General features: G+C 35.4%; 19 protein-coding genes. 3 read left to right on the plus strand and 16 right to left on the minus strand.

Annotation, left to right across the window (positions count from 1 at the left end; all coding sequences use genetic code 11):
• Positions 1 to 91: 91 nt before the first annotated feature.
• The 9 genes from HMPREF2811_RS02965 to HMPREF2811_RS11725 all read right to left on the minus strand — a co-directional run bounded on the left by HMPREF2811_RS02965 (position 92) and on the right by HMPREF2811_RS11725 (position 8,167).
• A complete protein-coding gene (locus HMPREF2811_RS02965; RefSeq protein WP_071408036.1) occupies positions 92 to 1,378 on the minus strand; it encodes a S1C family serine protease in 1,287 nt (428 codons plus the stop codon).
• A gap of 839 nt (positions 1,379 to 2,217) precedes the next feature.
• Positions 2,218 to 3,051 (minus strand): MBL fold metallo-hydrolase, encoded by an 834-nt coding sequence (locus HMPREF2811_RS02970; protein ID WP_071408037.1) that lies wholly within the window; start codon positions 3,049 to 3,051, stop codon positions 2,218 to 2,220.
• Between the two features lie 2 nt (positions 3,052 to 3,053).
• Entirely contained in the window at positions 3,054 to 4,943 is a 1,890-nt protein-coding gene (locus tag HMPREF2811_RS02975; RefSeq protein WP_071408038.1) for a DUF2207 domain-containing protein, read from the minus strand.
• Between the two features lie 21 nt (positions 4,944 to 4,964).
• Entirely contained in the window at positions 4,965 to 5,822 is an 858-nt protein-coding gene (locus tag HMPREF2811_RS02980; RefSeq protein ID WP_084801893.1) for an ATP-binding protein, read from the minus strand.
• Entirely contained in the window at positions 5,813 to 6,274 is a 462-nt protein-coding gene (locus HMPREF2811_RS11010; RefSeq protein ID WP_084801895.1) for a hypothetical protein, read from the minus strand. The genes HMPREF2811_RS02980 and HMPREF2811_RS11010 overlap by 10 nt, the downstream gene beginning before the upstream one ends.
• A gap of 85 nt (positions 6,275 to 6,359) precedes the next feature.
• Positions 6,360 to 6,830 carry a LytR/AlgR family response regulator transcription factor gene (locus tag HMPREF2811_RS11015; RefSeq protein ID WP_371441397.1) on the minus strand — a complete coding sequence of 157 codons (471 nt, stop codon included), beginning with the start codon at positions 6,828 to 6,830 and terminating at the stop codon, positions 6,360 to 6,362.
• A 12-nt stretch (positions 6,831 to 6,842) separates the two neighbouring features.
• Positions 6,843 to 6,986, minus strand: coding sequence for a hypothetical protein (locus HMPREF2811_RS11350; protein WP_168164935.1), 144 nt, complete (start codon positions 6,984 to 6,986; stop codon positions 6,843 to 6,845).
• Between the two features lie 164 nt (positions 6,987 to 7,150).
• Positions 7,151 to 7,819 (minus strand): glycosyl transferase, encoded by a 669-nt coding sequence (locus tag HMPREF2811_RS02990; protein WP_246829801.1) that lies wholly within the window; start codon positions 7,817 to 7,819, stop codon positions 7,151 to 7,153.
• Positions 7,820 to 7,828: 9 nt separating this feature from the next.
• Complete coding sequence (locus HMPREF2811_RS11725; RefSeq protein WP_246829802.1) at positions 7,829 to 8,167, minus strand: glycosyltransferase family 2 protein; 339 nt, start codon at positions 8,165 to 8,167, stop codon at positions 7,829 to 7,831.
• A gap of 564 nt (positions 8,168 to 8,731) precedes the next feature.
• On the opposite strand from HMPREF2811_RS11725, the gene HMPREF2811_RS02995 reads away from it, so the two are divergent.
• Positions 8,732 to 9,160, plus strand: coding sequence for a PPC domain-containing DNA-binding protein (locus tag HMPREF2811_RS02995; RefSeq protein ID WP_071408039.1), 429 nt, complete (start codon positions 8,732 to 8,734; stop codon positions 9,158 to 9,160).
• 208 nt (positions 9,161 to 9,368) lie between these two features.
• On the opposite strand, the gene HMPREF2811_RS03000 is transcribed toward HMPREF2811_RS02995, so the two are convergent.
• Positions 9,369 to 9,977 (minus strand): class I SAM-dependent methyltransferase, encoded by a 609-nt coding sequence (locus HMPREF2811_RS03000; protein WP_071408040.1) that lies wholly within the window; start codon positions 9,975 to 9,977, stop codon positions 9,369 to 9,371.
• A gap of 12 nt (positions 9,978 to 9,989) precedes the next feature.
• On the minus strand, positions 9,990 to 10,943 hold the full coding sequence (manA, locus tag HMPREF2811_RS03005; protein ID WP_071408041.1) for a mannose-6-phosphate isomerase, class I: 954 nt from the start codon (positions 10,941 to 10,943) through the stop codon (positions 9,990 to 9,992).
• Positions 10,944 to 11,062: 119 nt separating this feature from the next.
• Here manA and HMPREF2811_RS03010 point away from each other — a divergent pair, with 119 nt between their 5' ends.
• Positions 11,063 to 11,911 carry a Cof-type HAD-IIB family hydrolase gene (locus HMPREF2811_RS03010; protein ID WP_066124937.1) on the plus strand — a complete coding sequence of 283 codons (849 nt, stop codon included), beginning with the start codon at positions 11,063 to 11,065 and terminating at the stop codon, positions 11,909 to 11,911.
• Between the two features lie 103 nt (positions 11,912 to 12,014).
• Here the strand turns inward: HMPREF2811_RS03010 and HMPREF2811_RS03015 are convergent, their stop codons facing one another.
• The 3 genes from HMPREF2811_RS03015 to HMPREF2811_RS03025 form a co-directional block, all read right to left on the minus strand.
• Positions 12,015 to 13,022 (minus strand): ABC transporter permease subunit, encoded by a 1,008-nt coding sequence (locus tag HMPREF2811_RS03015; protein ID WP_071408042.1) that lies wholly within the window; start codon positions 13,020 to 13,022, stop codon positions 12,015 to 12,017.
• Entirely contained in the window at positions 13,015 to 14,523 is a 1,509-nt protein-coding gene (locus HMPREF2811_RS03020; protein ID WP_246829803.1) for a sugar ABC transporter ATP-binding protein, read from the minus strand. Before HMPREF2811_RS03020 ends, HMPREF2811_RS03015 begins: the two co-directional genes overlap by 8 nt.
• 103 nt (positions 14,524 to 14,626) lie before the next feature.
• Positions 14,627 to 15,694 carry a galactose ABC transporter substrate-binding protein gene (locus HMPREF2811_RS03025; protein ID WP_071408044.1) on the minus strand — a complete coding sequence of 356 codons (1,068 nt, stop codon included), beginning with the start codon at positions 15,692 to 15,694 and terminating at the stop codon, positions 14,627 to 14,629.
• Positions 15,695 to 15,964: 270 nt separating this feature from the next.
• On the opposite strand from HMPREF2811_RS03025, the gene HMPREF2811_RS03030 reads away from it, so the two are divergent.
• Positions 15,965 to 16,894 (plus strand): helix-turn-helix transcriptional regulator, encoded by a 930-nt coding sequence (locus tag HMPREF2811_RS03030; protein WP_071408045.1) that lies wholly within the window; start codon positions 15,965 to 15,967, stop codon positions 16,892 to 16,894.
• Positions 16,895 to 17,831: 937 nt separating this feature from the next.
• Here the strand turns inward: HMPREF2811_RS03030 and HMPREF2811_RS03035 are convergent.
• Complete coding sequence (locus tag HMPREF2811_RS03035) at positions 17,832 to 18,878, minus strand: aldose epimerase family protein (RefSeq protein WP_071408046.1); 1,047 nt, start codon at positions 18,876 to 18,878, stop codon at positions 17,832 to 17,834.
• 36 nt (positions 18,879 to 18,914) lie between these two features.
• Positions 18,915 to 20,078: a galactokinase gene (locus tag HMPREF2811_RS03040; protein ID WP_071408047.1), complete on the minus strand. Its 1,164-nt coding sequence runs from the start codon at positions 20,076 to 20,078 to the stop codon at positions 18,915 to 18,917.
• Between the last annotated feature and the right edge of the window lie 184 nt (positions 20,079 to 20,262).

Consider the following 20,262-nt stretch of genomic DNA (forward strand, 5'->3'; position numbering starts at 1 on the left):
TTTACTTTATTTTTACATTTTTTACAGAAATATATCCACTCGATGATTTTAGTTGATCGAGTGGATATTAATCAATCTATTTAATTGTATATTAGCTTTGCGGCGTTGTTTCATCAGCTTCTAATGTAATAGTTAATTTTTGAGTTTCGCCTCTACGAATAATGGTTAATTCTACTTGGTCGCCTGCTTGATGTTTGTAAAGTTCTTTTCTTAGGTCCATCATGCCATTAATAGCGACACCATCAATTTCAGTAATAACATCGTATTTTTCCATACCTGCTTTATCTGCGGCTGTACCTGATACTACTTCGGATACTACGACACCATCTTCAGCATCTTCGGCTAAGCCAAGTACTTCAGTTTTTGATCTCGCTGATAATTGATTAACAGGAATTAAATAACTTACACCTAAAACTGGTCTTGTTACTTTACCATTTGCTTCTAATTGTGAAATGACGTTTTGCACATCATTACTTGGGATAGCAAAGCCCATTCCTTCGATTTCAGTTGAGCTTAATTTACTAGAGTTAATACCAATTAATTCTCCGTTTTTATTAATAAGCGCTCCACCAGAGTTCCCCGGGTTAATCGCTGCATCGGTTTGGATTAAGTTCATTTCCCAATCATCTTCACCGTCATCATTCATATCAAATGGTACGACACGATCGGTTCCAGATACAATACCTTGTGTTACCGAACTTGAAAACTCACTTCCTAAAGGAGAGCCAATCGCAATTGCTAAACTTCCTACTTTTAATTGATCTGAATCAGCAAAAGTAATGGCTGTCTTTAGTTTCTCTGAAGAAACTTTTAGGACTGCTAAATCTGTAAAGACATCTGTTCCGACTAATTCTGCGTCGACCGTGTCACCTTCAGCAGTGATAATTTGTAATTTGTCCGCGCCATCAACAACATGATTGTTAGTTACAATATAAGCAGAGTCTCCTTCAATTTTATAAACAACCCCACTACCTGTTCCATACAATTCTAAAGATTGTTCTGGATCTTGTAAATCAACAGTTCCTTGACTATTTGAGCCATAACCATAGCCAAATCCATAATTACCGATTTGGTTCATATGTTGAGCTTGTAAATTATTGACTGAAACGACTGCGTCACCTGTTTTTTCCACGGCACCCATAATCGCTGATTCAAAGTCTGTTAATGTTTGACTATCAGTATTACTTTCTTGCGAATATGCTTTCATCTTTTCAGATGACTGAAACAGTCCATTAAATGCAAGTAAAAACACCATTCCAATGATAATGGCACTACCTAAAATACCGCCAAACACACTTTTCCAAAATGGATTATCTTTTTTATTTGAATGCATTGGGATTATATTTTTTGACTCATCATTTATTTTTTTGTTGTCCATAGTAATTCTCCTTTACTAATCTTGATTATGTATTCAATATATCACGGATTTATGAATAATCATTGAACATTCTTCTATAAAATATTTACCAATTGTCTATTTTTTATATTCAACGGCAGGCAAAACTTAAAAGTTCCGTTTAGTTCTAGCTGTTTTATTTTATAGTACAGTGATGGCGTAAATCTCTAACTGCTACTGAATGAGGTTAGGCATAAACTTGGTCAATTCATTTTTGGTGATTGCTGGTTAATTTATAGCGCCATGTGTTCAAACTGCGGCTTGAAGTGTTGTTTGAAACTACTCAATGATACAATGATGGACCAACGAAGAGAAAACCGATCGCGCTGATACTTCACGCCCACTACCATTACATTCGTTTATCACACTTATCTCCACTAACTTCTAGTAACGTTATAAAAATAAGGCTGAGCTTAAACGACAATCGTTTTTTGCTCAACCTTTAATTTTTAGCGTTTTGACAGGGAGTTGGCCAGAAGTAGAAAATTGAATAATTTTCGCTTTGTCTGCCCACCCCCGCACAGTTGAGTAGGTCTTAAACAAGTCTTTAAGACGCAGGTTGAGACCACTCAACCACTGCGCTTAAGACGCAGATTGAGACCACTCAACCACTGCGCTTTTTATTTAATAACAATAACTTGATTGAGTCTACCAAATTTTTCTTTAACCTCATTAAGACGCAGTTTAAGGCCACGCAACCACTGCGCTATTAATTGATGAACAACAATCTCAACTAAATTTATCAAATTTATGCCCAACCTCACTGTCAAGGATAATACAAATAAATCATTAGCTTTCCTAATATTTAGTAGATCCTCTTTTTATAAATACATTAATTTTGTTGATTGAGCTGGATCGGTCATATGAAGAGTAAAATCTTCATTCACTCGCATATCTTTAGCTGACATTGAATTAAACATTGTTGACATCGCCAGTTCTTTAGTATTATTGTCACGGCTCAAATGACCCAAATAGATTTCTTTAGTTTGATCGCCAATCATTTCAATCATTGCATTAGTGCCCGCTTCATTACTTAAATGACCTTTATCACTTAATATTCGTTGCTTTAATGACCAAGGGTATTGTCCATAGCGAAGCATCTCGATTTCATGATTACTTTCTATTAAATAGGCACTGGCATTGCGCAATTGACTTTTAAGTCGGTTACTTACATACCCCGTATCCGTCAACATTACAAATTGCTTATCACCTTTTTGAAAAGCATAAAACTGCGGCTGTGCAGCATCGTGGCTGACATTGTAACTTAATACATCAATATCACCTATTGACATCATTTGTTCGGGTTCAATATATTTTCTATTCTCTAGTGCAATTGCACCAATTTGTTTTTCCATCGCCAACCATGTTTGACGGTTAGCATAAATAGGAATATTGTATTTTCGTGATAAAACGCCGACTCCATGAATATGGTCCTTATGCTCATGGGTTACAAAAATAGCATCCACCTTGGATAAATCGCGGTCAATTTGCTTAATTAACTCATGAATTTTCTTCCCACTAAGGCCTGCATCAATCAGAATTCTTTGGTTATCTGTTTCAACATATGTACAATTACCACTACTCCCACTTGCTAAAATAGCAAAGCGCAATCTTTCATCTTTTGTTTCTAACACTCTATCATCACTTTCTAACATCTTTAGAAGCCTCCAGCTCCTGATCCACCACCAGATCCACCAGAACTTCCACCACTAAATCCACCACCAAATCCACCGGTATTGGTGCCACTATATTTGGTTGTTCGTGGCTGAGCACTTCCTATTGTATTATTAATGGAATGATTCATTCCCCGCGTTAAGATATACGGATTAGAATAGAATCCTCCACCTACACGCATTTGTTCTAACTCAACCGGTTTAAACTCCATCTTCATCGCTTCCACTACTTTATCAGCGACACCTAAAGAAATGGCATAAACTAAAAACTCTTCCCAAAGCTCAAGCGAACCGATTTCCCGCATATTAAAATTACCAATATCATTCAACATATTTTTAAATCCAGTCCACTCTTGTATACGACGATCTTGGTCAGCTGTTCGAATTGGTTTAAACAATACCATTAACCATATAATTAATGTCGCTATCCAACTCGCTCCGCCGATGATTGCAATCCAAGGGATAAAATGTTGATACGCTGTATGATTAATCAAACTAATGGCAATTACCACAAAAATTGGGATGAAAACCAACCCCATGACACCATTTGCCGACGCTATCTTCTGCTCTTTGTTATTGCCTTTTAGTTGCATCCCTCTTACTTGGGTGAAATTGACAAATCGAGTCCAAAGATTATAGTTTTTCTTAGCTAAGCTACGATCCTTTGAGGCGGATTCTTCTAACTCTTGTAGTGTCACCGGTTGGTCCGTTGGCATTACATACTGTAAAGCGTACTTTTCATGTTTTTGCAATTGGCTGTCATCACCATATTTTTCACCCGGCTCAATCAAAACGGTTGATTGGCCTCCTCTTGAAAATAGCCCTCGTCTTTCTTTGGTCACTTCAGTAAGAACTAAATATCCTTTTCTAGCTAAATCCACTATTGTTGCCGTAAAGTCTTCTGTACTTGGTGTTCCTTTAAAAACGGACGTTGACATCAAGGCTGGTGTTATATCTTCAGGTAAAGTATAAATATGATCAGGCAATTTTATTGGATTAGGATTGAGTGATTTCTTTTTATTTAAATAATAAATTAACAATCCAATTGGTAAAGCGGGCATCAGAATCGATATTAACATTCCAAAAAGTCGAATCCAACCTAATTGAGTCGCATAAGATTCACGATCTCGTTCGACTTGATCGTTCTCTCGCTTAATAATTTCATCTTTTTTCGCGACTTCTCGTTTATTTTGATTATTGGGTGTTAACGCAATCGGAAAAATAGAATTCACTTCTACAAACTGTTTCGGTGGGTTATTTGGCACCGTCACCTTAATGGCACTTTTTCCTTCATATTCTACCAACTCTACCTCTCCTTGAGGTGCACCATGGCCCCAAGCTCTAAAATCTTCTTGGTTCGCTACCTTTCCAGGTAAAACAATCAAAGCTTCAATATCTAAATAATCATCAATACCTTGTCCCACAATTTTACGGTTAAATTCTGCCGTATCACTGAAATTGGTTACCAAATCGGTTAAAGTATATTCTAATACAAAGGTTACTTTTTCATTTTGGGCAGGATAGTAAACTTTAAATTCGTAGATATCACTGGCTTGTGATACTTGATAAGTTTCACTAGCACCGGTTGGTGTCTCTTCAAATATTTCATCTTCTTGTGTTTGATTATCTTTGACCCCGACTTGATAATCTTTTAACTCATATCCTGTACGATCGATTTGAAACAACGCACCATTCATATAATCAACATCATAAATATACTCTTCTCTAAAGCGGACACTGCCATCCGAGCTAATCTGTGCATGTATTTTTTCACTAATAATGTTAAAATCTACTTCTTGAGCACTGACCAAAGTAGGAAATATTACTAATAGCGCTAACCAAAAAGTAATCCAAACTTTTGTTAAATGTTTCAAACAACTCACTCCTTTTGATTCCTAAACAATCGGGAACACTACACACAAACTAAAACAGTTGTCTTCTAACTCTAGCGTCATACTGCCACCATATTTTTTAGCGATAAAATCAATGTTTTTAAGACCATAACCATGATTTTCCTTATCCTTTTTTGAGGTCTCGGGTATAACCGTTAAGTTCAATTGGTCATCGATACAATAGTTATCTACTCTTAATATTACCATTTTTCCACGATTTTGTAACTTAAGAGTCACTAATTTTTTCTCTGTTTCAGGAATTTTCTCCACGTGCTCAATCGCATTATCTAATGCATTTCCAAATAGACTACAGATGTCCATAACTTCCATATTATGAAGTAAAGCACCATTAGCAATACAAGTAAGACTAATATCGTGTTCTTGACAATACATATTTTTTCGTGTCAAAATCGTATCCAATACACCATTACTCGTTTCAATTTTATGATTCAAACTTTGAATCGCATCGCTCAAATCTGATAAATAACGACGGCGAACTTCAACATCATCTTCCGCTAAAATCACTTGTATTTGATGTTTTAAATCATGTGCTTTCCGGTTTATATAATTCGTATTCTCTGCATAAGCTTTATACTGATGATACTGCGATTGAAACAAATTCTGAATCGCATCCAATTCACGTCGACGATTTTGATCGATTAATTGATATTGTTGCATATATAATAAGCAAATACCAGAGATATTCACAACCGTTCTGACAAAAAAGACAGAATAAGAATTCCCTAAGTGATAAGCCGTTTTAGTGAGTAAAAAACCGATATTGCTAGCCAAAAATATTAAAATACCGGTCATGATAAATATAATAACGGTTTTGCGGTTAACGGCATTTTTTAAACGCACATAATTAATCTTGTGATCCCAAAAATTACTATAGCTAAAATAAGTGCAATAATACCAATAAAATTGAGACACTCAACGAGTAGATTGTTCGCTAAACTTGTATCTAAAATAAAAGTTACATATATTTGCCATACGATCGATGCTAAAAATTCCGAAAGTATAAAGGCTTTGACTAGAAACATGAACAACATACTAGGATGTAGCTCCGCTAATAAATAGATCGTTAATCCCATCCATAGAATATTCAATAACATTCCCGGAATCCATAACATTAAAGGCCAATTGGCAACTAATAATTGCAGCGCTATTTGTCCTAATAAAGTTAAAATCGAAATAATAACAAAACCACGATTAATTTCTTCTTTTATAGGATAAACACATATGATACACGCAATCCATTCCGTAAGCGCCGTATAAATGCGGGGAATATCTGGTAAAGAAGATTCAAACATTATAAAACTTATCCCCCTAAATACTGGGTAAATTTCTCAACACATTCCTTTTTACGTGCACGACTTATTTGAATTTTATATTCTCCTAAGTGGGCGACCCCAGCTGATTTATCTTATGTTCTACATGTTCAAAATTAATAATATACGAATTATTACATCTAAAGAAACGTACTGGGTCGAGTTTTTCTTCAATATTTTTCATTGAATCAATCAGAGTAAAGCGTCCATTTAAGGTTACAAAATCAATATAATGTCCTTGGCTTTCACAATATAGTATCGAATGTTGATCTACTCTTTTAACCGTTCCACTGACTCGAACCACGATTGAATCATCTTGTTTCTTAACTTTTTTGATAATCTTTTTGAAATGTTCTTCGAAAGTAAACTTATTTAATGGTTTTAATAAAAAATCCGATGCTTCGACAGAATAACCTTGAATGGCAACTTGAGCATGGTTTGTAATAAATACAATCAGCACCTCTGAATCGGTTTCCCTAATTTTTTTGGCGGTTGACATGCCATCCATAAATTCCATTTCAACATCTAAATAAATAATGTCAAAACTCGATTAAAAACGATCCACCAATTCAATCCCATCTGCAAAACAAGTAATATCCGCTGGTATTTCTAAGTTAGCGGCATTCTCTTCGATATATCTTACTAACCTTCCTCTAAATTCCTTATGGTCGTCTACAATTGCGATTCTCACCAATCATCACCTCATACTCTTTATTTTATTATACACTAATTCTGTAATGGACAATACTGGTTTACCTTCGAAGTACTATCTTCATTCACATTATTTAATTTCAATAATACTAAACCATCATGTACTCTGAAAAAACGAAAAGAAGCTGGAGCTTTGACTCCAGCTTGTTAATAGCCACCAAATCGTCGTATTAATTTATACAATTGATTAGAAAGCTTTATTCCTATTTTTGTTTTGAAGGTGGTTAAAAAACCAAATAAACCCAAACGCAATTTTTTAAATGCACGAGGATTATTTTCTCGTAAATAACGCCATAATTCCTGTCTTTTTTCAAAAGCGTCATCGGTACCAATCCGATTTAATAAAGCGCTCGAAATATTGGTAACAATTTCTAGATGCTTCAATAAATAACGCTCTTGAAAAGGATGAAGTTGGTGGCTAAAATCATATGAATCAATCAATAATTTATTTACCTTAATTTGCTGATCAATGCGTTTCATCATCACTTTTTCGTTAATAGATTGATCATCTCTTCCAATAAAATAACGATAAAAGTCAACATTTAAATAATACATCGTGGTCATTTTGGTTAAGGGTACATATACAAACAAATTATCCACATAGAAGGTATGTTCTGGCAATTGTAATCCAGAAGCTTTAAATGCTTGCGTTTGATAAATAATCGAATGCATCATAATGTATTTTTCAGTTGGAAATGGACGAGTGTCACCCCATTTAAATATTTTATTTTCAGGGAAAATATGGCGGTAGCGAACAACCTTTTTGGCTTCAGCACCTTCTTGCTCATAAACATAATTGGTAAACAGAACTTCCACCGTTTGTTGTTAGTTTTCAAACTCCGTTAAAGTATCCATGACACGTTTCAATGCCTCTTCATTGAGCCAATCATCACTATCCAATACTTTAAAGTATTTACCGGTCGCATGCTGCAATCCTGTATTCACCGCTCCACCATAACCTTTATTCTCTTGATGAATAGCCACCACTATATCTGGAAATCGCTCTTGATATTGTTTTGCTACTGCGAAAGTTTCATCTTTTGAACCATCATCTACAACCAATAGCTCGATTCGCGCATCATTTAAATCGGTCACTGATTCGATTACTTTATTTAAATAATCCTGTGAATTGTAACTCGGTACAACGACACTTAATAACCTCATCGTAATTCCTTTCATATTATTCATGTAGTCTAATATTATCAAATACTATGGGAATTAAACAAGCCTATTTTTCCTTAATTTTATTCTATCATGCTCCTTTATAAGTCAGATGGACAACTTCATTTTTGGTCGCCTTCCATACATAATTGGTGGAGTACTTGATAATGCTGCCAATAGAAAGTGTAGTAAATCGCTTAGCAGTATCAAACCCAACTCATTGATCTTTTGTGACTCACAACCAATATTTAAAAATACTGAGCATTTTCATCATAACCACGCTTTTCGAAAGTCGGAAAACTGTAAAGTGATGTGCTCCCCAAAAGTTAGTTTCTAACTGTAACTTTCGAGGGGCACATCAAAAACCCGCTGGGAATTAGCTTTCTTAATCCCCCCAAAAAAATATATTATTGGTTCGACTTTTTAGCTCCTATATCACTTCAATATGCAAACTTGGTACATGATTGGCATTATTTGTATAAATTAAATTCTAGTCTGATACTACATTAATAGTACATTGGTTTATCTTTTGTTATAATATAGTTATTATTTGAAGGAGGCTAAAATATGGAATACCAACGTTTTGATTCAAAAATTATTGTCCGCCTTGACCGAGGCGATTATGTGATGGATAGCTTAAAAGAAGTGGCGAAAAAAGAATCGATTCAAACTGGATTCATTAGTGCCATTGGAGCAGTTGATTTAGCACAACTTAATTATTTCTTTTTAAATTTACAAAACTATAAAACCGTGGATTTTGAAGAAGCATTTGAAGTTTTATCGATGAATGGAAACATTACTCAAAATAATGGAGAGCCGCATCTCCACTTACATACGGTCCTTGGTAGAAGCGATTATTCTACAATCGGAGGACATTTACTTGATGCCCGAGTAAGTATCACTCTAGAAGTTATTATCGATATCATTGATACCACGATAACTCGTGAAGATGACGAAAAAATTAACAATTTTAAATATATGAAATTTGACGCTTAATCACGGGCTTTTATATATAAAAACAGTGCTGGTGATTTCTGCACCAACACTAAAATATATAGAACCACTAAAAACATTAAAAAGGAACTGACCACGCGTACACGCTCACTTAACAACACTTTCAGTGAAGTGATGAGCAGTATCCTGTGGTTCAGTTCCTTTTTTATCATTGCGGACGGTATCGTCCTTTAATATACGTTCATTTTTGCTATTTTACGCTCTTTAAAATCCAATACCCTTTATCTTGGGTTATTTTTTCAACATTGTCAAACAATCTTTCCATATATTTAGCCATTGAAGGGGCTCCTTGTTTCTTCTGAATCACGACATAGAGAATTCCGTTCGGTTGTAGTATTTGGTGTGCTTGCTTAACAAACGCTTGAATTACCGCTTTTCCAGCTCTAATTGGCGGATTCGTTACGACTACGTGAGCTGATTTTTCTAATGTAACAGTTGTCGCATCATGATGAATAAAGGTACAATTCGACACTTGATTGCGTTCAGCATTATCCTGTGACAGTAATTGCGCTCGTTGATTAATTTCAACCCCAATCACCTCAATTTTAGGATAACTTTTAGCCAAGCTAATGGCAATCGGACCATACCCACTCCCTAATTCAACTATCGGGCCCTCTAACAGAGAGGATAAATCTTCTACAACCGCCTCTAATAAAACTTTGGAGCCATAGTCGACTTGATTTTTAGAGAAAACACCACTATCGGTTTTAAATGTTAAAGGGAAATTTAACCATTGAAATTGAATCGTTCTGACATTGTGATCCAAATGCTCATTATTTTCAAAATATTGATTAGACATTGCTCGCTTCCTTTATTCTGGATTGGCTACCATTATTTCTAAATCACCACGTAGGGTCACTGATTGAATCGCTGTTGGTAAAATAAATGAATCAGCTAGTTTAAGTGGGTACACTGTTCCATCGACTTCCATTTCACCTTCACCGGTAATGACTGTTGCCAAATAATAGTCCTTAGGTAAATCAACCACTAGCTCTTTTTTCAAGTCCCACTTGTAAACACTAAAATACTCATTGGTTAAATAGTGCACCACTTGACCCTCTTGATTGCCTTCGGTAGCAATTTCTAATTCTGGTGTTTGATGCGGAATCATCGTCACATCGAAAGACTGTTGTAAATGTAATTCACGCTCATGACCATTCGCATCCGTACGATGATAATCATAGACACGATAAGTAGTATCTGAGCTTTGTTGAATTTCTAAAATAACAATACCAGCACCAATCGCATGAATGGTACCATGTGGCACATAGAAAAAGTCGCCATCTTTAACCGGTACTTCGGTCAATAGTTCATCCCAATTATCTTTTTCAACTTGTTCGATAAATTCCTCTTTCGTTTGAGCTGTATGACCATACACTATTTTAGCTCCAGGAGCTGCCGAAATAATATACCAGCACTCCGTTTTTCCTAACTCGCCAGCTCCTTCATGCGCCGCAGCATATTGATCATCTGGATGAACCTGTACAGATAAGGCTTGAGAAGCATCAATGATTTTAGTTAATAAAGGAAATACTTCTTCTCTAGGGTTACCAAATAATGCGGGTTGTTCTTTATACAAACGATCTAAAGGTAACCCTTCTAACTCAGTCGGAGACGTTACTTCTGTAACACCATTTGGATGACCACTGATCATCCATCCTTCTCCAGTTTGATTACTAGGAATCGGTAGGTCAAAATAAATCCCTAATTTATTACCACCCCATATTTTCTCTTGCAATACAGGTTTTAAAAATATTGGTTTCATAAAACAGCTTTCCTTCCTTTCACAATTTTTCAACAAACTTTCATCTTTTCATTCGATATTATAACACTTTTTCCTAGTTCATGGTAAACTAATAGTAGATTAATTTTGGAGGTTTGATGATGATCAAATTATTTGCTTCCGATATGGACGGAACTTTATTAGACGAGACACATACTATTAATGACCGCACCGCTAAAGCCATCCATGATTTGCAAGCAGCTGGAGTAGAATTTATGATAGCAACCGGACGTGACTACCAATCTGCCAGTCGCTTAACAAAAGCTCAAAATATATCTTGCGCGATGATTAATTTAAACGGTGCATTAGTGCACGACAAAGACGGAAACGTCATCTATGATTGTCCTCTAGAACAAGAAACAATCGAGAGCGTCATCGCTTATTTAAAAGACCATGGCTTATTGTATACAATTTATACCGAAGCTTATTCTTATTTTTATAACCGTGATGAATATATCCAAAACACCTTTAAAATTTTACAGAAGCGCTTTGACTTTGACGATTTAACCATGGCTCAAATTAAAGATAATTTAATGGAAAACAAAGACGCTTCAGAATTTACTTTTTCTAAAGAAAACCCGGTTTTAAAAATGATGATTATGAGCGATGATGACGACAAATTGCATCAAACTCGTCTTTACCTTGAAAAATTCCCTGAACTCGATGTCACTTCATCAGGACCAGGAAATATTGAACTTACACATAAAAATGCTCAAAAAGGTCTGGCTATTATTAAATATATTGAAAAGCAAGGTTATACAATGGATAATGTTGTCACGATTGGTGATTCTTTAAATGACCGTTCCATGTTACAACTTTGTCCGAATAGTTATGCCATGGCAAATGCCAGTGAAGAAATCAAAGAAATGGCTGCGCATACGACCTTTAGTAATGATCAATATGGCGTGGCGGTGGTCATCGAAGAATTATTAGAAAATATGAAAAAATAAACCTCATTAAAAGAGTGAATTGCCCGTGAGCATTGACAGCCATCACGAGTAATTCACGCCTTTTTAGTATTTTGTGACTTTTATTTGATATTGACTAGCAATATTATTTTTTACGCATTGTTTTACGGATATCTAATGCTACGGCGGCCACAATGACAATACCTTGGAAAACATTGGTCATTTCTGGTGTGATACCCAAGAATTGTAAACACGTTTTTAATAACTCAAATACCAATACCCCGACTAAAATTCCCGGTACGCGTCCAACCCCACCAGAGGTTGAAACCCCACCGATAGTGGCAGCAGCAATCGCTTCTAACTCATACCCGGTTCCGGCCGTTACCGCTGCTGAACCTGTTTTAGCGGTTAATAAAAACCCTGCGACAGCATACATGGTTCCAGCTAAAGCATAAATCAATAGTTTAGATTTGGCAGTGTTCACTCCAGACACCTCGGCAGCGACTTCATTACCACCTATCGCATACATTTGTTTACCATAAACGGTGTATCGATATAAAATATACATAAAAATCCCCGCTACAATTGCTACGAAAGTTAAATACGGTATTTGCAAGCCACCTAATTTGACCCCTTGTGCACCAAAACGTGTATAGGTTTGATTCAATGAACCAATAGGCGCGTTTTTAGATAACATCATATTTAATCCATAGATGGCAATTTGTGTCCCCAATGTCGCGATAAAAGGCGGTACATGTAAGCGCGAGATAATTAAACCATTGACAACCCCTAAAGCTAATCCGACCACTAAAGCAGCCAATAACGCTACAATAATTGGTGACCCTGCAATACCCGGATACATCACACCTGAAGCATCTGCTCTTTGTAAAAAGACCGCTGCCACAACTGATGTTATCCCAACGATACGCCCTGCTGATAGGTCTGTTCCACGGATAATAAGTGGACCTGAGATACCTAAAGCAATAATAAAACGTACCGAAACATTGGCTAAAATATTTTTTAAGTTATTAAAACTCAAAAAATTATTGGCACTAAAAGCCGTATAAATGACCATTAAAACAATGACCACGATTAAGGCATTCTCAATAATTTGCTCTTTAAAGCTACGTTTTGGTTTAATGATTTCACTCATTCGCTGCACTCTCCTTTGATTGCATGAATTTGGTAGCTAAATCCATGACTTTTTCTTGCGTTGCTTCTTCTTTCGATAAAAATCCAGAAATCTTGCCTTCACACATTACCATAATCCGATCAGATAGCCCTAAAATTTCACTCATTTCAGAAGAAATAACGATAATAGATTTGCCTTGTTTGGCTAAACGATTAATAATTTCATAAATTTCAAACTTCGCTCCAACGTCAATCCCACGTGTCGGTTCATCTAAAATTAAAATATCCGGATTTGTTGCCAGCCACCGGGCTAATATCACTTTTTGTTGGTTACCTCCAGATAAATTTTCAATCGCTGTGTGTTGACTAGGTGTCTTGGTTCGCATACTATCAATGCCTTGCTTCACCACTTCAGCAATTGATTGTTCATTTAGTAAACCATATTTATTTTTATATTTAGATACCGACGCCGTAATGATATTATCACTAACCGATAATACGCCAAAAATCCCTGAACCTCGTCGGTCTTCTGTCACTAATGCAAAACCATTTTTAATCGCATCTTTTGGATCTTTATTCCAGATTTCTTGGCCACGATGAATAACTTTGCCACCTTCGATATGATCACGCAATCCAAAAATAGCTTCCATTAATTCTGAACGTTGGGCTCCTACTAAACCTGCGACTCCTAAGATTTCACCTTCTTTTAACTCAAAAGAACAGTTTTGAAATGATTTTGGATTTGGAGATGTATAATTTTTAACTTCTAAAATATTTTGCTCACCCGGTCCAAAATCTTTATCAGGGAATTGATTGGCAAGTTCACGCCCCACCATATGTCGAATAATTTCATTTATTGTAATGGTAGCAGAATTATAAGTACCAACATATTGTCCATCACGCATAATCGTAATTTCATCCGATATACGTAAAATCTCATCCATTTTATGAGAAATATAAATAATACCCATGCCAGTCGCACGTAAAGCATCAATAACTTTAAATAAGTTCTCTACTTCCGCTGCAGTTAAAGACGATGTTGGCTCATCCATGATTAATATTTTAGCGCGGTGAGAAATGGCCTTCGCTATTTCGACTGATTGTTGTTGTGAAATCGTTAAATCACCTAAGCGTGTGCGCGGCGAAACATTCAATCCAATAATATCTAAAAATTTCTTAGTCTCTTTTTCCATTGCTTCATGATCTACAAATAGGCCTTTTTTAGGATAATCCCCCAAAAACATGTTTTCAGCAATCGTCATTTCAGGAATTGGTTGTAATTCTTGGTGAATCATCGCCACTCCATGGTCCAAAGCTTCTTTAGAAGTTAAAAAATTCACTTCTTCGCCTTCTATTTTAATTGACCCATTGTCCCGGTAATAAATACCATACAAACATTTCATTAAGGTTGATTTACCTGCACCATTTTCTCCCATTAAGGCATGGACTGTTCCTTTTTTAACAGTCAATTGGGCTTTATCTAGTGCTTTAACCCCTGGGAAAATTTTATCAATGTCTTTCATTTCTAAAATTACATTATTTTCCACTGTATCACATCCTTTATAATTATAAAGAGGGCTCCCGCTCATAGTGATCAGAAGCCCCATCTGTTTATTAAATTAAAGATTATTCACCGTATGCTTCTTCTAGACGTGTTTGGTATTCTTCAATCGTTTCTTCACGATAGTCTAAACGTTTTAATTCAGCATCTTCTGGTTTAGTTGCTTTAACATAATCATGCCAGAAATAAGGTGCTACTTCTTCACCATTTAATAATTTCACTGCAACTTCAGCAGCTGTATGTGATTGGTTGAAATGATCATTTAATACTGTTCCAGTAAATTCACCCTTACCAATTAACTCTACAACTTCTGGTAAAGCATCTACCCCAACGATATAGATGTCTTCGTTCACTTTACGTCCAGCGCCATTGATAGCTTGAATAGCACCTAAAGCCATACCATCATTATTAGAGAAGATCACTTCTAAATCCTCACCATATTGACTTAGAGCATTGGCAGCAATCTCTTGACCTTTTGCTTGATCCCAGTTACCACGTTGTGCTTCACCTAAGATTTCAACATCAATTGATTTAGCTAATGTCTCAACAGAATATTTCGTACGTTGTTCGGCGTCAACGTTACCAGCATCTCCTTGGATCATGATATATTTAACAACACCATCACCGTTAATATCCCCTTTGTTTTCTAGGTCAGCAATGATTTCACCTTGATAAACACCTGATTGACGAGCATCAACCCCTACATAAGTTGTTTTACCAGGCCATAATTCCATTGTGGAAACATCTGGTTCACGGTTAATTAAAACCACTGGAATATCTGCTGATTGTGCAGATAAGATAATTTGGTCTGCACCAGTAGGGTCAACTAAGTTCGCGATTAATAAATCTTTACCTTGTGCGATAAAGTTATTTAATTGCTCTGTTTGAGTTGCTTGGTCATTTTTTCCATCTTGAAATTCAAGATTATAAGTATTGCCATCTTTTTCGCCTAATTCTTTAAAATAAGCTTCTAATTCATTACGGAATAATGTCATAAAGTTGTCGTTATATTGATAGATTGCAACCCCAATTTCGTAAGTTTGTCCTTCTGCTCTTACTTGGGTTGGTAATACTGTGACTAAAGCAATCATGAATGCAAATAAAGCAACAAATAATTTTTTAACAGTTTTCATTAAATTTACCCCTTTATTTTATTGTCTGAGCATTTAGCTGTGCGATGAGCCTCTCTAAAGAATGATATATCCTCCTTTCATCTGTCTTTTTGTTAATCTAATGATGCTAGAAAGTCCCCCGTGCTCATCTGGTAATTTTCAAGCTCTACTACTATTATAAATGCGTTTTCATTATCGTTCCATAGCATTTTGTAAAGATTATATGTCATTTTGTTTAATCGCTTACATTATGGTAAAATATATTTACGAAAATGTTTATTGGAGGTTCAAATGAAAAGTTACTGGAAACATTATTTTATCGATAATCATGATATTGCTTTAATCGAAGCCGGTGTTCAAAAAAATCTTCCCTCACAAATTAATGATTATACCGTGCACCATGATTACGTCATCCACATCGTTTTATCTGGTAAAGGTTACTTTGTTGTCAATCATCAACATTATGAACTTCAAAAGAATGACTGTTTTATTTTAAAGAAAGACCATCATGTTTATTATGAACCTGACCATGATGATCCTTGGACTATTGGTTGGATTGCTCTAGGTGGCAAAAATATTGAACATTATTTAAAAGATACTATTATTACACACCGAGACACCTTTCATTTTAAAGAAGACAGTGCTGTGTATTATCAAATAATCGAGCTAATCACTTTTCTCGAAACGATTAATCCACAAATGACTTCGAATAAATTAAAAATAATCGGACTACTTTACAACTTATTAGCAGAAATCAATCTTGAATTAATCGACCCGTCAACATTTATAAGATTTACCTTGCCTGAAGTACCACAACTCGCTCAAAATATCAGGCACTATTTAAAAACGAATTATCATCTTCCTATCACCATTGAAGAAGTTGCTCTACATTTCGGTATCAGTCGTAATTATCTCTTTCAAATTTGTAAGAAATATTTTAATTTATCACCGAAACAAATTTTGCTTGAAAGTCGTATGGCGCAAGCAGCGTGTTTACTACGTTCTAGCCAATTAAAAATTAGTGAAGTTTCCGAACAAGTGGGTTATCGAGATACGTTCCAATTTTCAAAGATGTTCAAAAATTATTTTGGACATAGTCCATCACAGTATCGTATTTTAAGTGATGAAACGATTGATGATTCTGTTTTAACATTACCCATTCTATATCACGAAAAGTCTTTATTAAATACTAAAAAACCTAATGTTGAAATTTGGTTATAAAACTTTGCGCAAAATAATCAATTTATCATTTTACTCTTTGTAGTAAGCTTGGCGATAATGGTTGGAAAAATTTGACTTCCATAATCATTCAGGTCCTATCATAAATCTACAGAAGGCTTTGATAGCTCTGTGAGAGAGCGTCTCAATCTGCGTCTTAATGACTAGATGAGCCCCCTCGCTTTTTGAACTATTAAGTCAATTGCTTGTGAAATAAATTTAATAACACCCTATAATCGATAATTTTATGCTGATTATTTTCATTCACAAGCCTGTGTCTCATTTTGAGACATATTTTGCTTAATTATTAAGAATTTATCAAGTTTTGCGATGAATTTTTCGAAATTTTATGAAAATGAAAATAACACTCAAAACAGGCTGTTTTTGTGTCTCAAAATGAGACACTATGAAAATTTATGAAAACAAAAAAGTGACATTTTTTATCGCTTCTAGTACTTTTGTTGTCTTTGGAATGCTTACATTGTTCACTTATATTTCTGATGAAAATTTTTTATTCATTTTGAAAACTGAAACTTTGTGAAACGGTATTTTTGAGCGGACTAGACAACAATCTCGACATTGATAGAAGACTGGTCATAAATTATGTTTATTCCATCCAGTCATTGAGCTTTAATTATCAGCACATGACTGAATGGCATCAAATTTCGTCTTCAAGACAAGTTTAACCCCTCTCAATGATGTGGAAAAATGAGGAGCCGAATCAAAAAATCATCTCATTTTCTATTCTTGTCTACTCGCTACTTGATTGATGGTTAATACCAGAGACGACCACTTCTGTTTTTTTATTTCTGAACATTTCATGCATAACAGTTTGGTATTTTATATTTTGTCACATTCCATTTTACAATCTATCGTATTAAAAAAACTGACCCAACAGATACCTTCTCATTAAAGTACTGTTAAGTCAGTTTATTTTATGTTAAGCGGTAACGAAACGATAAACCGTTCGACTAGTGAAAGTATCCTCTGGTCTCAAGACGGTATCCCCATGAAGTGGATTATTAATGGCATTTGGTAAATTTTGGGTTTCCAAAGTGACGCCAGCAAATGGTAACAGTGGCTGACCCCAAATTTCTTCAATATTGGTTAAGTAGCCATGAGTATAAATAACTACTGCGTTTTCTGTTGTAGTCATCTCAATACGACGATTCTTTGCTGGTAATTGAATGATGGCCTGTGGACCTTCGACGGTTTTATCGATTAACCATGGATGGTCAAAACCTTTTGTATAATCAAATTGAGGTTCTGGTTGATGAACCCGGTCACCAATCAAGATCGCTTCACGCAGGTCAAAGACCGTATCACTTACAGGTTCTAATCTGCCTAAAGGGATTGTGTCATTTTTTAATGGCATATATTTATCACTATGAACTTGTAATGAATGATTTTCTATACTTTGAGTATTATTTCCATTTAAATTAAAATACACATGATTCGTCGGATTAAAGATAGTTGGTGCATCCGTTGTTGCCAGGTAATCAATAGTCCATTCATTTTGTTCATTATAAGTATACGTTACTTTTAATGTTAAATTACCAGGATACTGATTATGTCCGGCTTTATCATACAGTGAAAACTCAACACGAACTTCATCTTCTGATTCAATAATATCAAAATTGAACTTTTGTAAATCAAAGCCATCAAAACCACCATGTAAATGGTTCGCTTTATCGTTGGTTTCAAGTTGATATAACTGCCCATCAATAACAGCCTGACCTAATTCTATTCGACCGGCTACACGACCAATTGTTGCCCCATAATAACCACCCGAATCAAACACTTCTTGAGCATTTTGATGCCCTAAAATAATTTGCTCATACTCTCCCTTATCATTTTGGATGCCCCAACGATTGATACGTGCCCCTAGATCACAAAAACTGATTTGTGTTCCTTGTTTATTGCTAATAAAAATCTCTGAATAGTCGATTCCTTCATATTGACCAAAAGGTTTAATTTCAACTTTCACAAAGATTAACTCCTTTCTTCTTACTCTTTTGATTGATTATAATGCTTTGGCACCATCGCCAACTTCAGCGACATAAAATTCAGCTGAATAACCAACCGTTTTTTCATATTCTGCCTGTACGGCTGCTTTCACGGCCTCTACTTGCTCACGGTTCACTAAAGCAATCGCACAGCCACCCATACCTGCTCCGGTCATTCGTGCGCCTAATACCCCTGGTTGTTCCCAAGCAGTATGCACCAAGGTGTCTAACTCTAGTCCCGTTACTTCATAATCGTCACGTAAACTAATATGAGATTGATTTAATAATTTTCCAAATTCTACTACATCTCCTGAAGTTAAGGCTGCTTTAGCTAATTTTGTACGTTCGTTTTCATACACTGCGTGTTTAGCACGACGTTCCAATACTTCATCACCAATTAAATGACGATTGGCTTCAAATGCTTCAATCGATAACTCACCTAATGCTTTGATATCTAATTGGGTTTGAAGTCGTTTTAGCGCTTCTTCACATTGGCTACGACGTTCGTTATAATTGGATTCCACTAATTCACGTCTTTTTTTTGTATTCATAATTAAGACTATATTATCACCAAATTCTGCTGGTACTAATTCATATTCTAAAGTATTGGTATCTAAATAGATTGCATGGTCTTTAGCACCCATTCCAATTGCAAATTGATCCATAATTCCTGAATTAACACCAATAAATTGATTTTCAACTCTTTGACCAATTTTTACTAATTCAACCCGATCGATTTCAAATCCAAATAAATCTTGAATGGTAACCCCAATTAAAAGTTCTAATGAAGAAGAAGAAGACAAACCAGAACCATTAGGAATATTGCCATAAATAACAATGTCAAATCCTTTATCAATAGCATAACCCGCCTCTGCCATATATTTAATAACACCTTTGACAAAGTTAGTCCAACTATCTTCTTTCTTATTGACTAACTCATTAAGGTCGAAACTAATAATCCCTACCTCTTCAAAGTTTAATGAATAGCAATTAACGGTTGTATCTTCACGTGTTGCTGCCACAGCGTAAGTACCATTCGTAATGGCACAAGGAAAGACACGACCTCCATTATAATCGGTATGCTCACCAATTAAGTTAATACGTCCTGGTGCAAAATAAGCTTTGCCACCTTCATGTTGAAATAGTTCATTAAATTTTTTATTTAATTGCTCAATGATCATCGGCTCATGCCTCCTACAAATTTTTATACAAACTCATTATAACGTTTTTATGGAATCGCTTCAATCATTCATCAAAAAATGTTGAATGTTGCACAAAGTCTTTTATTGCTTTCAACCAAATGATTCGTTACACTGATGAAAAGAAGAGGGTATGAAATGACCTTCTAAATATATTTTACGAGGA

Origin of the sequence: Globicatella sp. HMSC072A10, from assembly GCF_001811625.1 — a bacterium.
GTDB classification, from domain to species: domain Bacteria; phylum Bacillota; class Bacilli; order Lactobacillales; family Aerococcaceae; genus Globicatella; species Globicatella sanguinis.

What these genes read in the sequence shown, in the direction of transcription:
- HMPREF2811_RS02965 (WP_071408036.1), bottom strand. Translation starts at nt 1,378, where the DNA reads ATGGACAACAAAAAAATAAATGATGAGTCAAAAAATATAATCCCAATG.
- HMPREF2811_RS02970 (WP_071408037.1), bottom strand. Translation starts at nt 3,051, where the DNA reads ATGTTAGAAAGTGATGATAGAGTGTTAGAAACAAAAGATGAAAGATTG.
- HMPREF2811_RS11010 (WP_084801895.1), bottom strand. Translation starts at nt 6,274, where the DNA reads ATGTTTGAATCTTCTTTACCAGATATTCCCCGCATTTATACGGCGCTT.
- HMPREF2811_RS11725 (WP_246829802.1), bottom strand. Translation starts at nt 8,167, where the DNA reads ATGAGGTTATTAAGTGTCGTTGTACCGAGTTACAATTCACAGGATTAT.
- HMPREF2811_RS02995 (WP_071408039.1), top strand. Translation starts at nt 8,732, where the DNA reads ATGGAATACCAACGTTTTGATTCAAAAATTATTGTCCGCCTTGACCGA.
- HMPREF2811_RS03000 (WP_071408040.1), bottom strand. Translation starts at nt 9,977, where the DNA reads ATGTCTAATCAATATTTTGAAAATAATGAGCATTTGGATCACAATGTC.
- manA (WP_071408041.1), bottom strand. Translation starts at nt 10,943, where the DNA reads ATGAAACCAATATTTTTAAAACCTGTATTGCAAGAGAAAATATGGGGT.
- HMPREF2811_RS03010 (WP_066124937.1), top strand. Translation starts at nt 11,063, where the DNA reads ATGATCAAATTATTTGCTTCCGATATGGACGGAACTTTATTAGACGAG.
- HMPREF2811_RS03015 (WP_071408042.1), bottom strand. Translation starts at nt 13,022, where the DNA reads ATGAGTGAAATCATTAAACCAAAACGTAGCTTTAAAGAGCAAATTATT.
- HMPREF2811_RS03020 (WP_246829803.1), bottom strand. Translation starts at nt 14,523, where the DNA reads ATGAAAGACATTGATAAAATTTTCCCAGGGGTTAAAGCACTAGATAAA.
- HMPREF2811_RS03025 (WP_071408044.1), bottom strand. Translation starts at nt 15,694, where the DNA reads ATGAAAACTGTTAAAAAATTATTTGTTGCTTTATTTGCATTCATGATT.
- HMPREF2811_RS03030 (WP_071408045.1), top strand. Translation starts at nt 15,965, where the DNA reads ATGAAAAGTTACTGGAAACATTATTTTATCGATAATCATGATATTGCT.
- HMPREF2811_RS03040 (WP_071408047.1), bottom strand. Translation starts at nt 20,078, where the DNA reads ATGATCATTGAGCAATTAAATAAAAAATTTAATGAACTATTTCAACAT.